This is a genomic window from Dellaglioa sp. CoH-57-MRSF-22 (genome assembly GCF_056781895.1).
Window position 1 is genome coordinate 151,020 of the sequence record NZ_JBXAXT010000001.1, and the last position, 14,831, is coordinate 165,850.

Sequence of the window (14,831 nt, forward strand, 5' to 3'; positions counted from 1 at the left end):
AACATATGAACAACAGTAACTGCCAGCTACATTTCTCGAATAGCAATCAATAATGACAGTTATGACACTTTATCTCGATTCATTAAAACAACATGTTGGTCTTGCTCATTTAACCGATCAACATGTTTTTCGCCCCAAACACACAATTTATTTAATATAGTACTCAAAGACTCACCATATTCAGTCAATTGATAATCTACTTTTGGTGGTACCTGTTCATAGATATGTCTAGAGATAATCCCATCGGCTTCCAATTCACGTAATTGTTGCGTTAACATTTTTTGGGTTATTTTCGGAATTGCACGTTTCAGCTCACTAGTTCTTCTTTTTCCACCACGTAAATGGCATAAAATAATTGTTTTCCATTTTCCGCCAATGACTTCTAAAGTCGCTTCAACACCAATATTATATGTTTTATCTTCCATTCTTCCTCCTATAGGCACTAAAAAGTTCCTATAGCACTTTTTAGTACGTTATTGTCTTATTGTTGCGTACACGTATAATCATAAATTGTAGCATTATTCCAACAAAAATCAAGGAGGCTTTACAAACTTATGGAAAAACCAAAAATATCACCATCCCTAACACTCTTAGCATTGGCTATTAGTGCTTTCGCAATCGGATCAACAGAATTTATTAGCGTTGGGCTCATCCCCTTATTAGTCAAAGATTTTGGTATTTCATTAAGTCAGGCAGGACTTAGCGTTTCATTATATGCATTCGGTGTCACAATAGGTGCACCCGTTCTAACTATTTTAACTGGCCAATTTGATCGAAAAAAATTACTCTTAAGTATCATGGCGTTATTTATCGTTGGTAATTTAGTTGCAGCATTTGCACCAACTTTTTCAATTTTATTAATTGGTCGAATTATTTCTGCATTGTCTCACGGTATATTCATGACAATCGCTTCCGTTATTGCGGCTGATGTTGTTGAACCTTCAAAACGTGCTAGTGCTATTTCAGTCATGTTTACTGGTTTAACCGTTGCAACTGTAACCGGTGTTCCTTTAGGTACATTTATTGGTCAACATACTAGTTGGCATGGATCATTTATTTTTATTAGTATCATTGGACTAATTGGTTTAATCGCCAACTTTTTCCTCGTACCAAATGGTTTACCAATTCCTGGAAAATCTGATGCGCATGGTTTTATCCGTGTCCTTAAGAACAAATATCTATTGATTACGTTATCATTAACCGCCTTAGGTTACGGTGGGACATTCGTTGTTTATACGTATATTACGCCACTCTTAGAAACTTCAATGGGTTACAGTGAAAGTGCTGTTGTTATCATTTTAATCGTCTACGGATTGATGGTTGCCCTTGGAAATACGATTGGCGGCCGTTTAGCAAACCATAATCCGCTCCAAGCATTATTAAAAATGTTTATCGGACTTGCAGTCGTCTTATTTATCCTTTTCTTTACTGCTAAAATGTCAATTCTAGGTTTATTAACCGTTATGGCCTTAGGACTATTCGCCTTTATGAATGTTCCAGGATTACAACTATACGTTGTTCAATTAGCTGAAAAATATACCCCTAAAGATATTACTTTAGCATCGTCGCTAAATATTTCTGCTTTCAATATTGGCATTACGTTAGGCTCTTTAATTGGTGGACAAGTTGTTTCTAATCTCGGATTAGGTATGACGCCACTTTTTGGGACAGTCATGGTTTTAATCGCCATCTTCATGACAATGTACTTAATTACACTCAATAAGAATGAGAAATAACAAAAAAACGGGTCACAACGAATATAAAATTCATTGTGACCCGTTTTTATTAGGCTCTCTTTGCACGTAACCCGATTCCCGTCCAACCACTAATGATTGAAAAGACAGGCGATAGTAAGCTAAAGAACGCAAATGGTAAGTAGTCTAGCGTTGGAACTCCCAACGTGCTTGCTGCAAACGCACCAGCTACACCCCAAGGGATTAAGTAATTAATCACTGTTCCGCCATCTTCAAGTGCACGACTTAAGGCTAAATTATCTAATTTTGATTTATCAAAAGCGGGTTTAAACGCTTTTCCAGGTAAAATAACTGATAAGTATTGTTCTCCAACAAATAAATTAACTCCAATTCCAGCAAAAATAGTTGCCGTAATTAATTTACCAGATGAATTTAAACGTTTAACTAAAGGTTCCATAACGACTTCAATAATATTGAAGTTCATTAGTAAGCCGCCTAACGTTAAAGTTAAAATTATTAATGACACGGTTCCCATCATACTTGAAACGCCACCTCGTGTTAACAGCATATCCACATTTGCATCTCCAGTTTTAGAAACAAATCCTGACTGAATCAACGCCGCAACATCTTGTAAACTCGTAAATGGTTTTTGAATAAATAACATAACTAACGATACACCAATATTGATAAATAACGTTGGAATAGCTGGAATTTTTAACCAGGCACAGACAAACATTAAGATAATTGGTAATGCCGCCCAAGCTGTGATTGAAAAGTGACTAGATAAAATTGAAATCGTATGATTGATTTTATCCATATTTGCTGCCATACTACCACTTCCCAAAATGAAATATAAAATTAAAGATCCTACAAAAGCAGGAATTGTTGTCCACATCATATTTTTAATATGTTTAAATAAATCAGATTCTCCAATGGCAGCTGCTAAGTTCGTTGAATCTGATAAGGGAGACATTTTATCCCCAAAGATAGCACCTGAAATAATTGCTCCTGCCACTAGTGCAGGATTAACCCCCATCGTCATCCCCATACCGAATAGTGCGATACCCACAGTTGAAATTAAAGTGAAGGCACTCCCAATTGATAATCCGATAATAGCACAGACAATAAAAACGGAAGGCACAAAGAATTGAACACTAATCAGATTAAATCCCCAAATCATTAAGGTTGGAATAATTCCTGCCGCAATCCAAGTCGCAATCAATGAGCCAATCAAAATAAAAATAAAGATGGGAATTAACCCTGTACTCATTCCATCCTTGATACCCGCGTGAATCTCATCCCATGAAAAATGACGAATTCTAGCCCATAAAATTAACAACCCAATCACTAACATAACTGGTGTTTGAGGTGATAACCCAAACTTAATTACACCAAATCCCATAATAATCAACATTACTACTAAAACACTTGCTGCTTCTGTAAACGATAATTTATTTTTCATTAGTAAACACTCCTATTTTTTAGTCGATTCTAGTATTTATCATGAAAAGTTTGATATCGAAACTGACCCCAATTTATATTTTTCATTTTTAACACTCCTTTTCTGGACAAAAAAAGTCCCTGATACAATATTAAATATTGTATCAGGGACGACTCTAGCCGTGGTACCACCCAGTTTAATTGAGAACCCAAATTCTCACTCACTAGATGATAACGGTTCTAGATATTTATCCGATGTTTAAAATAACGTTAACGTATTTGGTTAATTTATCCTGATTGGTTCGCATCAACCACCAACTTTCTGACTCCCAGATAAATGACTACTTATGTGTTAACTTTTATTTATTAAGTTGAATGAATCTTAACATGCCTAAATATCCTTGTCAATAATGTACATCTTATAGTATTTCCTTTAGAACACGATCAACTGAGAAATAAAAGGCTTCTTCCCCAGCCACATCTTTAAAGCCAGATCGTTCAAACATTCTCATTACATTTGGTTGAACTGAAGAAAAAATCACTTCATGATTTTTAGTCTGAGCATCACTATAGAAATCCTGAATAACAGCCATTGCTGTATTATCAATTGATGGTACGCCTCGCAATGAAAAGATAACTAAATCTCGTTCATGAAGTGGCTGTAGTGCCTTATCTAATCGATCCGCAGACATGAAAAATAGTGGTCCAGTGATGTAGACAACTGCCCAATCATCTTTTAATCTATCTTGTGTTGTTTCGACTTTGCTTAAATCAACATCTTCAACAACAACATCTAAAATAGAACTCTTAGCCACAAAAATAACGATCCCGACTAAAACACCGGCCATAATCGCCGTACTCAAATCAAAAATAACGGTACTTATTAATGTTAAGAAAAATAGAATTAAAGCACTTTTAAATTTATTTTTAAAGAGATACTTGATAGCTGACCATTCGTTCATCCGCCATGAAGTCACAACTAACACGCCAGCTAATGCCGATAAAGGAATCTGTGACATGATTGGTGCCAATAAAAGCATTGAAACTAATAACGCAAGTGCATGGAAAACGCCTGTCAATCGCGTCTGTGCACCTGATTTAATTGCTACACTCGTTCTAGCAATCGCAGCCGTTGCTGGAATACCACCAAAAAATGGTAAAATCATATTTCCAATACCTTGAGCGATTAATTCTTGATTACTATCTAAGGTTTTACCTGTCATGCGACCAGCAGATGCCCCGCATAATAAACTTTCAATCATTCCCAGTAAAGCAATACTTGCGCCAGGAATAATTAGATTTTTAACTGTTTGAAGATTTAATGCACCTAAATGTAATCTATCATCACTGATAACACTTGTTGGAATCTCGCCAACTGTTGCGACATCTAATTTAAATATCATTGTAATTGCCGTAGTAACAATAATTGCAATCAACGATGCAGGAATAACTTTATTCCATTTTTTTGGAAAAATAAAAAGTGCAATAACAACTAAAATTGCCATCAAAGTCGTTGCCAACTTAGGTTGAAAACCTAAGCTAGGATAACTACCAATTTTTTCAATTAAACTACTTCCGTTTGAATGCGTACCAAAAAAATTATCTAATTGCCCGAAAGCAATAATAATTGAAATTCCTGATGTAAATCCTGTAATAACAGGGGCAGGAATAAAAGTCGTTAAAACGCCTAATTTAAATATACCGGCTAACAATAAAATCACTCCGGCAATCAATGTAGCAATAAAAACCCCTTTTAATCCATATTGTGCAATAACACCCATTAATACTGCGGCCATCGCTCCAGTTGGTCCTGATATTTGATAATATGCCCCAGATAAGGTACTTATCAAAATCCCAGCAACAATGGCTGTGATTAACCCAGCAGCAGCTGTTGCCCCACTTGAGACACCAAATGCCAAGGCTAACGGAATAGCAACTGCAGCTACCGTTAAACCTGCCATAAAATCTTTAGCTAATTTTGTTGCATTATAACCTTTAAACTCGTTTTTTAATATTGAAATATAATTTGATATCATCATCATGCTCCTATTTATGTTATACATAAAAGCATAACATAAACCTTATATATAAATAAACAAGTAAACGTTTTCCAAATAAAAATGGTTAAATCTTTATAAGATTCAACCATTTTGTATAACTTTTTTCTATTAACGAACAACCATAACTGAAACGGGAGAATACTTAGCCACGTATGATGCTTGGCTACCTAAGTACTTACCAATCCCTTTAGTTATAGCTGATCCAACAACGACTAAATCAGGTTTAACGTCAGGAATAACATCTTTGACAATCGTTTCACCAGGTTCACCCTCAGCAAGAACAATGTGTACTTCCTTAACACCAGCATCTAATGCGCTTTGTTTATACTCTTGAAGTTGTTTTTCAACCTTCAAACGTTTTTCAGCTAATGTATCTTTTGTTAATACCTGAAAAACATTCAAATCATCCGACTCCAGAACAGTTACAATATGCAGCAGAGAATCATCATCTAAAGCATGACTAACCGCTTCTAAGAATGCTAATTGGGCATCTGCCGAATTATCGACGCCGACAAGAATGTTCTTATGCTTTGGTAACTCAAAACTTTTTTTCATATGAATTTCCTCCTTATTTTATAAAACTTCTTGGAAAAATTGAATGACTAAATTGAAGACTAATTGAACATTTAAAATAGTTAACCCGATTGCGGCTGCCCAACCAATAATTGATACCCAAAGTGGATTAACGAATCGTTCACCCATATATTTTTTAGAAGATGTAAACCAGATTAATGGAATCATCGTAAATGGTAAGGCTACTGATAAGAACACTTGTGAATAAACAAGTAAATTATCTAATACGCCTTCTGTCCCACCCCAAATGATTGCGGCAATCATAACGGGGATAACTGCTATGATACGTGTAACCAATCGACGGGCCCATAATGGCATTTTTAAATGTATGAAACCTTCCATTATAATTTGACCAGTCAAGGTTCCGGTAATCGTTGCATTTTGCCCAGAAGCCAGTAAAGCTACGGCAAATAAAGTTGAAAGTACAGGTGATGCAATCCCTTTGGCAATTGTATTATCACTTAATGCACGGTATAAATCACCGAATGCTTGTAATTGATCTGCATGTCCAAAGAATAAAGCAGCCCCCAAAAGTAAAAGTAAACTGTTAACAATTGTTGCGCCAAATAATTGGATATTTGAATCCCAAGTTGTAAAGCGCACAACTTTTGCAACTTCTTCTTCATCAGTTGAATCGTACTGACGTGTTTGTGCAATTGAAGAGTGAAGGTACAAGTTATGAGGCATTACTGTTGCACCAATAATACCTAAAGCTAATGTTAATTGATCATGGTTCATAACGATTGATGCTCTTGGTAAAATACCACCCATGATACCTGCTAAACTTGGTTTTGATAAGGCAACTAAGTAAAGGAAAATAATTAAAATTGATGCAATCAATGTTGCAACAATCGCTTCAATTGTTCTAAATCCTAATTTTGTTAATAATAATAGTAAGAAAACATCTAATATAGTTATCATAACGCCGACTGTTAATGGAATTCCAAAAAGTAATTGTAAAGCAATCGCTCCACCAATTACTTCGGCTATATCTGTTGCCATAATTGCTAATTCTGTCATGATCCATAATAAAAATCCAACCGGTTTATTAGTATGATCACGAATTGCTTGTGCTAAATCCATTCTTGTTACGACACCTAACTTAGCAGCCATATATTGCATTAACATAGCGATAAGTCCGGAGAAAATAACGACTGATAATAGTAAGTAACGGTATTGTGCACCACCGACAATTGATGTAATCCAGTTACCTGGATCCATGTAACCAACAGCGACTAATGCACCTGGTCCACTAAAAGCCCATAAAGTTCGTAAAAATCCGGCACTTTTTGGAACTTCTACTGATCCATTTACTTCTTCCAAACTAGCACTATTTGTTGTGGTAGTCATTTTTGGTTCTTGTACTTCTTTCGACATTTTTTACCACTCCTTTAAATTCTTTTCTTCTCAATTCCTTATTATACTCAAACTTTATACATTGTAAACAAAAAGTTTAGGCTAACCTTAAATCATTTTACCAGTTATTAAATATTGCTATATTTCCAAAAAAAGACTGCTGATATCTATTTGATATCAACAGTCTTTAGCTATTTAATAAAAATTTCTTTTGTTATCATAATACCTACTTCACAAAAATATAATGAGCGGCTTTATAACTAATATTTCTAACCTCACCAGTATTTTCTAATTTGATTTCAACTGGACCTTCAAAAGGCGCATGAGAAACAACTGTTAATTTATCACCAATGTGTAATTCTAAATCATCTAAATAAGTTAACAAATCATGATTATCAATGAATCGTTCAATCACAACTTTAGTGTTATCTTCTACTGCTTCTAAAACGAGATGGCTATCTTCCTCATAGTTACCTTCTTTGTCAGGTATCACACCGCCATGAGGACAGTGTGTTGGATGACCCAAGAATTCACTCAAATGATCAAGCAAGTACTCACTTGTCACATGTTCAAGTAACTCTGATTCACCGTCAACATCTTGTAGTTTATAATTTAATTTATAAACTAAGAAGCATTCCCATAAACGATGCTTACGAACTAAATCTTCTGCCAATAATATCCCAGGTTTCGTTAACGAAATCCCTGCGTATGGCGTATGTTCTACTAACTCTTCTTTAACTAGTTTATTGACCATTTCTGTAACTGATCCGGCCGCAATGTTCAGACTAAGCGCAATCTGTTTATTCGATATTTTCTTTTGCGTACCGCCTAATTCAAAAATAATTTTTAAATAATCTTCCTTCATAGGTGTCATATTCGATCTTTCATTTTTTGTCATTAGTTAATCAATTCACTTCCATTTTCTTAATAATAGATTTATTATATCAGAATAACGATTGAATTGTAACTTATTTTTTAGGAATACCTAACCTTTCATTTTAAAATACCTAAATGTAAGCTAAAAATCATAATTCACTGCATTAAAATAGGATTCAAGCATTTGTTTTAAGAAATGTCTTGAATCCTATCTTTTTGTAGAAGGAAAGCCGAAACCCGTGTTACCGAGAGTCGATTTTACTTGATTATTAATATATTTCGCCTCTATATCTTTATACTTATTTAGTTCTGTGAAGTCGCTTTTATATGTTTTGAATCATATATTATCGAACGACGCCCTTTGAGCGATTTGTTATCCATTCGATTTCAAACGTTTCTCCAAGACCAAATACCTCTAAATCCAATTATTCGTTCTACTACAACTTAAATCATCAAAATTCGATATCTTGATTTGCTTTTTAATGCTCAAGACCGGCACCGTTTTAATACGCCTTACTTGACATCTCTCAACGTCATTAACTTGCCGTACATTGGAAACTTAAACCATCATCTTAATTGATGTGTCCTGATTTGCTTTTAAGCGCTCAAGACTAGCACCGTTTTAAAACCTTGTTCGACGTCTCACGACGTTCACACTACCAAAATTCTAAATTCATCGGAGTAAACATCATCTAACTTGATGTGTCTTGATTTGCTTTTTAATGCTCAAGACCGGCACCGTTTTAATACGCCTTGCTTGACATCTCTCAACGTCATTAACTTGTGTTACATTTTTCAACTATCTTCAGTACTAAACATTGTCCAACTAACTTCGTTTTTAAAAACCATTAAGTGAGTTTAAAAAAGTGACTTCAGTTTTATTTTGTTCAGGGATTTCGATAGCCTTCCTTGCTACAAATTAAGTATAACACAAATGTAAACGGTTGCAACCTTTTTATGATTTTATTTTATAATTCTTTTTATTAAACATCTCTGAGTTCAAAACGTGTCCCTTTTTCATCTATTACCGCAAATAAACGCTGCTTTTTGGAGTCATCAAAATAGCCCATATCAAAAACTGTTTTATTTCCTTGTTTACCAACATCTGAAACACGATCAATCAAAAAGTGTTTAAATTGTCTAAAAATATCCATTTTTCCGTTAACGTGTTCAATCGCCGCAACCAATGTGTATCCTTCATCTAACTCTTCTTTTATAAGACTGACTTTTATGACCATATCTAAACGATATTCTCGCGACTTTGCCTTCTCATCTGAAATACTTTCAATATAGCCTTTTTGTTCCCAATATCTTAACTGTCGTGTTGAAACACCTGTCATTTTACTGATTTCACTAATACCGACAATTAACTTATCTTGCTTCATAAGATTGGCTAATGGATTATTATTCACTGTAAGTACCTTCTATCTCTAGTTTTCTAAATACTTTTGAAATTTTTTATCGATTTCTGGCAGACTTTTCTGTAATGATTTTGACTGGTTTTGTGTCCCCTCAGCCATTAACTTCAAGTAAGTAAATAAAATTTGACTAGCGTCTTTATGATATTTACTACCAAGTTCACTCGCAAATGTATATCGTTCATCCGTTAGTAATTTTGAAAATAAAGTTTCTTTTGCCATCTAGGCTCCTTCGATTGTTTTTATCATTGTGTGATGTGGAATTCCTGCGTCCATAAAGCCTTCACCTTCAACCTCATATCCTAGTTTCAAATAAAAATTTTGGGCTTGATCTTGTGCACCTAAGGTTAAGTATTTAATTCCGTAGACTGTTGAAAATCCTTCAATAAACGTTAGGATATCTGTTGCTAAATGTTGTCCACGAGCCGCTTTCAATGTTGCAACTCGCTGGACATGCCACGTTTCAGAGTCTTCGCTAAGTACACGTGCTGTCACAACAGGTTCTTCATCTTTATAACCCACAAAATGAATAGCTTCTGATTCGTTTTCAATTTCCAATTCCATTGGCACATTCTGTTCTCCAACAAAAACCGTTTTTCTAATTGATAATGCATCCTTATATATTTGACTACTTATATCTCTAGTTGATTTCACTATGAACATTTGCTCATCCTCAGCTTTCTTAGTTATCTTCGCATATAGCTTACCATAACTTGCTTTAAATTTGAACGTCAAGACCCGGTAGCTTATAATGAAAGCAAATAACTTACTATGCAAAGGAAACCACTAATGAAAAAATACGGTATATTAATAACCATCTTATTGATTTTAGGATTAGGTATTGGCTTTTTACTATTGCATAACAGTATACCTAAATCGGTAGAAACAGAGAAAAGTATTTCACAAACACCAACCTTATACATTCATGGATACGGCGGTACAGCTAACTCAACTAACGACATGATTGCCTCAGCAGAAAAATCTGGTAAGGCAAAAAAAGTTCTAACAGCAACCGTCTCTTCAACTGGTGATGTCACTTATACGGGTAGATGGAAATATACTGAAAAAAATCCAATTGTTCAAGTTATATTTGCGCGTAGTGATGCTCAAATTCCTGAAGAGGGCAGATGGATTGGTAAGATAACTGATTATTTAAAAGCATCATACGATATTAAAAAAATCAATCTTGTTACACATTCAATGGGTGGCTCATCTGCAATGTACTGGGCTGAATCTGTCAGAAAAAAATCTTCTCCTATCCTAAATAAATTTGTTCCAATTGCTGGTCCAATTAATGGGGTCCTCGGAATGGACGAAAAAGCCAATAAAAATTACTTCTTGAAAAATGACGAACCTGCTATTAAAACAGCAAACTACCAAAGTTACTATAGCAAACGAAAAAATTTCCCATCAACCGCAAAAGTCTTTGTTATTTATGGCGATGTGAATGATGGCTCAAATTCTGATACATCTGTCAGCATTGCTTCTGCCCGTTCAATGAACTATCTATTAAAAGGCCAAGTAAAATCGTATGACGAGCTTAAAATTACTGGTGAAGATGCACAACATAGTAAACTTCATAGAAATTTACAGGTTGATAAAGCTGTTATCCAATTCCTTTGGGGTAAATAGAACTATACGAAATATTAATTTTGTGCTATGATTAAGTTATGCGATGAGTCGAGTAAAATCAGACAACTTCGGTTGTTCCGCTGCGGCGGCTAGTGATTAGTTCGAAAATGGGGCATTTTTTACCTACCGCATTGTAGGTATGTCTGATTGTCACTGTTTTGTGGAATTCATACAATCTATTTACTTCGGTAAGTACCATAACAGGAAAGCATCAACTTCGGTTGGTGCTTTTTTTGTGCAGATAAATAGCCTTAGAAAATTACTTTCCAAGGCTATTATCACTATTTTTGAATTCTTATTGCTTCAACATCAAACACTTTATCAATCCAAGATTCATAAAATGGTGCTTCATGACTGACCAATAAAACATTTCCAGGAAAACGTCGGACTGCCTTTTGTAGCGCGTCTTTTGTATCATCATCCAAGTGATTAGTTGGTTCATCCAAAATTAAAAAGTTACTTGGTTTCAATTCAACTAAACTCAACTTAACTTTCATTTGTTCCCCACCACTCAAAATATTAATAGGTTTCATTGTATTCGCAGCATTAATCCCTGATTTAGCCAATCGGCGACGAATCGTTTTAGGTTCCAATTCAGGGTATTCATCTTGAATAATTTGAAGAGGTGTCATTTCTTTATTATCCCAAATTAAATCTTGATCAAAATAATTAACAACAACAGAATCAGAAAATTCAGCAGTTCCACCAAACGTTGGAATTAACTTCAAAATTGACTTAATCATTGTTGATTTACCAATTCCGTTAAATCCCTTTAAGACAACTTTTTCTTGATGTGATAATGAAAAAGTTACTGGTGATAGTAATGGCGTTTTATAACCAACTGATAAATTTTTAACGGCAAGCGTTGATGCGGATCCAGTATCTAGATAAGGAAAATCAAATTTACCTTTTACAGTATCACTTGGCGGTGTCACACGCTCAATTTTATCTAATCTTTTTTGTCTAGACTTAGCCATTGTGGCACGCGTTCCAGCTTTATTCTTTCGAATATAAGCCTCATCTTTTTCAATTTGAAGGCGTTGTTTCTGGAAAGCTTTTAGTTGCGCTTCTTTTTTAGCTTCTTTTTGCTTAATAGCTGATTTAAAATTCCCACGATATTTTGTGATTTTACCGAATGCAACATCAATAATTGTATTCGTGACATTTTGTAAAAATTCAAAATCATGAGAAATAACCATGAAACAGCCTTCAAATTGATTTAAATACTCAGTTAACCAATCAATATGTTCCGTATCTAAATAATTAGTTGGTTCATCTAATAAAATAACTTCAGGATTTTCCAATAATAATTTAGCTAAGATAATCTTAGATCTCTGACCACCACTTAATTCACTAACTTGATGGTCTTTTTCAATTGCATCTAATCCTAAACCAGTTCGAACACGGTCAATTTCTGTATCGATATCATAAAAATTTTTTGCCTCAAGTTCTTCTTGATATCTACCCGCTTTTTCCAACAACTTCTCGTCCATATTTTCAGCATAATCCGTATAGGCCTGCGTTTGTTTTTCACTAATATCATATAAACGTTGAAATGCTGTCTTCAAAAACTCAATAACCGTAATGCCTTCCGCAACTTCAGCATATTGATCTAAATAGCCAATTGTCGCACTTTTTTTCCATTTGATTTCGCCTTCATCAGGTAATTCTTGTCCAGTAATAATTTTGATTAATGTACTTTTACCAGCACCATTTTGACCAATGATACCCATATGATCCTCAGTGTTTAATTCAAAATGAGCATCCTCATATAATTGCTTATCCGCAAATTGATGGGAAAGTTGGCGAACTTCTAAAACTCCCATTGTAATCCTTCTTTCTAAAGACTAGTTATCATTGTTAACTTCCAATATTGCATTAAATACTTCTTGTGGTAATTCCATTTCAGCCTTAGAGCCCAATCGTTTATTAGCGCTTTGACGGCGTAGCATATCTTGTTTGGCAGCATTCTTTTTATCACTACTTGTTGTTGCGCTCTTACGAAGAGGCGGTACATTTGCACGCGAAATAGCTTTATTTTCGATAACTGCTTGTACTGGCATTGGGAATAATTTACGTGGAATTGAATATTTCAATTGCTCAACTAATTTCTGACCAATTTCCACAGCATCTTGTCTATGCACAACAAACCCTAGTGCATCGACTGTTGCATAGTTAACTAAAACGTCCATTTTAACAACGTCTGCTGTTTGATATCCTTTAAATTGCGTTTCCATTGTTGCATAGCCATGTGATAATGATTTTAATTGATTGAAGAAATCATAGGCAATTTCAGACGTTGGTAACGCATAATTCAATTCAGTTTGACCAGAATTGTATGACATATCTTGGAAAATACCTTTACGTTTTTCAGCTAATTTCATGATATCGCCCACTTGTTCATCTGGCACGGTCATATGAACATCTAAAAATGGTTCTTCAACATGATCAATTTCAGAAAAATTAGGGAATTGGACAGGATTATCAACAACAACTTCTTTACCATTTTTCAAAATAACGTGGTACGTAACATTAGGCGTCGTTGTTAACACCCCTAATTGGTATTCTTTTTCGAGACGTTCACGAATAATACTTAAATGTAACATCCCTAAGAATCCACATCTAAATCCTAGTCCTAAAGCATCTGACTTTTCTTCTTTATAATGGAAAGATGAGTCATTTAAAGCTAATTTTTGAATAGCTGATTTTAATTCTTTATAGTTATTATCTTTAGGATAAAATCCAGCAAAAACCATTGATTCTGATTCTTTATATCCAGGAAGTGCTTCTGGTGTCGGGTTACTTTGAGAAGTTAACGTATCCCCAATTTTAACTAGTTGAGGATCTTTTAGCCCTGTAATAACATAGCCAACATCCCCGGCATGTAGACTATCAACAGCCACCATGTCAGGTTTAAAAATACCTGCTTCTACTACTTGGAAATCAGTCGTTTGTTGCATAAATCGAAGTAAATTATTAGCTTTAAATTCACCATCAAAGACACGAATATAAGCCACAATTCCTTTAAATGCATCAAAATGTGAATCAAAAACTAATGCTTTAAGTGGTGCTTCAATATCACCGATTGGTTTTGGAATACGGTCTTTAATAGCCTCTAGAACCAAATCAACACCAATCCCAGTTTTAGCTGATATTAATAACATTTCGTCTTCATCAACGTCAGCTAATTCCATCAATTGAATTTTAGTTTCTTCAACATCAGCATTAGGATGATCAATCTTATTGATTACTGGAATAATTTTTAAGTTGTTTTCTTTAGCTAAACGGTAATTTGCAACCGTCTGTGCTTGCACACCTTGAGTGGCGTCCACCAATAAAATAGCCCCATCACTAGCAGCTAAACTTTTCGAAACTTCATATGAAAAATCAACGTGTCCCGGTGTATCAATAAAATTATATTCGTAAGTTTCACCATTAGTAGCTGTATAGTAACTACGAACCGTTCGTGATTTAACTGTAATCCCGTGTTCTTGTTCAACAGCCATTGAATCTAACAATTGACTAGACATCTCACGTTCACTGACAGTTTGTGTTTCTTCCATAATTCGATCAGCTAAAGTTGATTTACCATGATCAATATGGGCAATAATTGAAAAATTTCTAATTTGTGATTGTTTCATTATGATTAAACCTCATTTTCTAAATAATCATCTACTGTTTTAGAGTCTTTTTTATTATACGCTAAATTATCAACGTCGTAAGAAGAAGATTAAAAGCCGGTAAGAATGCCCAAGTATTTTAAAAACGAAAAAATAATGAAC

At 34.6% G+C, this 14,831-nt stretch carries 13 protein-coding genes; 2 read left to right on the forward strand and 11 right to left on the reverse strand.

From position 1 onward, the window contains the following. Positions 1-59 precede the first annotated feature (59 nt). Positions 60-425 (reverse strand): winged helix-turn-helix transcriptional regulator, encoded by a 366-nt coding sequence (locus tag AC1RPR_RS00700; protein WP_409021715.1) that lies wholly within the window; start codon positions 423-425, stop codon positions 60-62. Positions 426-554: 129 nt separating this feature from the next. On the opposite strand from AC1RPR_RS00700, the gene AC1RPR_RS00705 reads away from it, so the two are divergent. After that, complete coding sequence (locus AC1RPR_RS00705; protein WP_481760962.1) at positions 555-1,736, forward strand: MFS transporter; 1,182 nt, start codon at positions 555-557, stop codon at positions 1,734-1,736. Between the two features lie 49 nt (positions 1,737-1,785). On the opposite strand, the gene nhaC is transcribed toward AC1RPR_RS00705, so the two are convergent. The 8 genes from nhaC to AC1RPR_RS00745 all read right to left on the reverse strand — a co-directional run bounded on the left by nhaC (position 1,786) and on the right by AC1RPR_RS00745 (position 10,080). Further along, complete coding sequence (gene nhaC, locus AC1RPR_RS00710; RefSeq protein ID WP_481760963.1) at positions 1,786-3,156, reverse strand: Na+/H+ antiporter NhaC; 1,371 nt, start codon at positions 3,154-3,156, stop codon at positions 1,786-1,788. A gap of 397 nt (positions 3,157-3,553) precedes the next feature. Continuing rightward, positions 3,554-5,170, reverse strand: coding sequence for a SulP family inorganic anion transporter (locus tag AC1RPR_RS00715; protein ID WP_481761141.1), 1,617 nt, complete (start codon positions 5,168-5,170; stop codon positions 3,554-3,556). A gap of 132 nt (positions 5,171-5,302) precedes the next feature. Then, positions 5,303-5,749 (reverse strand): universal stress protein, encoded by a 447-nt coding sequence (locus AC1RPR_RS00720; RefSeq protein WP_481760964.1) that lies wholly within the window; start codon positions 5,747-5,749, stop codon positions 5,303-5,305. Between the two features lie 18 nt (positions 5,750-5,767). Beyond that, positions 5,768-7,144, reverse strand: a complete 1,377-nt coding sequence (locus tag AC1RPR_RS00725; protein WP_481760965.1) for an Nramp family divalent metal transporter — start codon at positions 7,142-7,144, stop codon at positions 5,768-5,770. 205 nt (positions 7,145-7,349) lie between these two features. Next, entirely contained in the window at positions 7,350-7,997 is a 648-nt protein-coding gene (locus AC1RPR_RS00730) for a metal-dependent transcriptional regulator (protein ID WP_481761142.1), read from the reverse strand. Positions 7,998-8,982: 985 nt separating this feature from the next. Then, a complete protein-coding gene (locus AC1RPR_RS00735; protein ID WP_409021721.1) occupies positions 8,983-9,411 on the reverse strand; it encodes a MerR family transcriptional regulator in 429 nt (142 codons plus the stop codon). A gap of 18 nt (positions 9,412-9,429) precedes the next feature. After that, positions 9,430-9,639 carry a hypothetical protein gene (locus AC1RPR_RS00740; protein WP_481760966.1) on the reverse strand — a complete coding sequence of 70 codons (210 nt, stop codon included), beginning with the start codon at positions 9,637-9,639 and terminating at the stop codon, positions 9,430-9,432. After that, the gene (locus AC1RPR_RS00745; protein ID WP_481760967.1) at positions 9,640-10,080 is read right to left on the reverse strand and encodes a GNAT family N-acetyltransferase; all 441 of its coding nucleotides are present in this window, start codon (positions 10,078-10,080) and stop codon (positions 9,640-9,642) included. Positions 10,081-10,206: 126 nt separating this feature from the next. Here AC1RPR_RS00745 and AC1RPR_RS00750 point away from each other — a divergent pair, with 126 nt between their 5' ends. After that, entirely contained in the window at positions 10,207-11,049 is an 843-nt protein-coding gene (locus AC1RPR_RS00750) for an alpha/beta hydrolase (RefSeq protein WP_481760968.1), read from the forward strand. 281 nt (positions 11,050-11,330) lie between these two features. Here the strand turns inward: AC1RPR_RS00750 and AC1RPR_RS00755 are convergent, their stop codons facing one another. After that, positions 11,331-12,875, reverse strand: coding sequence for an ABC-F family ATP-binding cassette domain-containing protein (locus AC1RPR_RS00755; protein ID WP_481760969.1), 1,545 nt, complete (start codon positions 12,873-12,875; stop codon positions 11,331-11,333). Positions 12,876-12,896: 21 nt separating this feature from the next. Then, complete coding sequence (lepA, locus tag AC1RPR_RS00760; protein WP_481760970.1) at positions 12,897-14,690, reverse strand: translation elongation factor 4; 1,794 nt, start codon at positions 14,688-14,690, stop codon at positions 12,897-12,899. Positions 14,691-14,831: the final 141 nt, after the last annotated feature.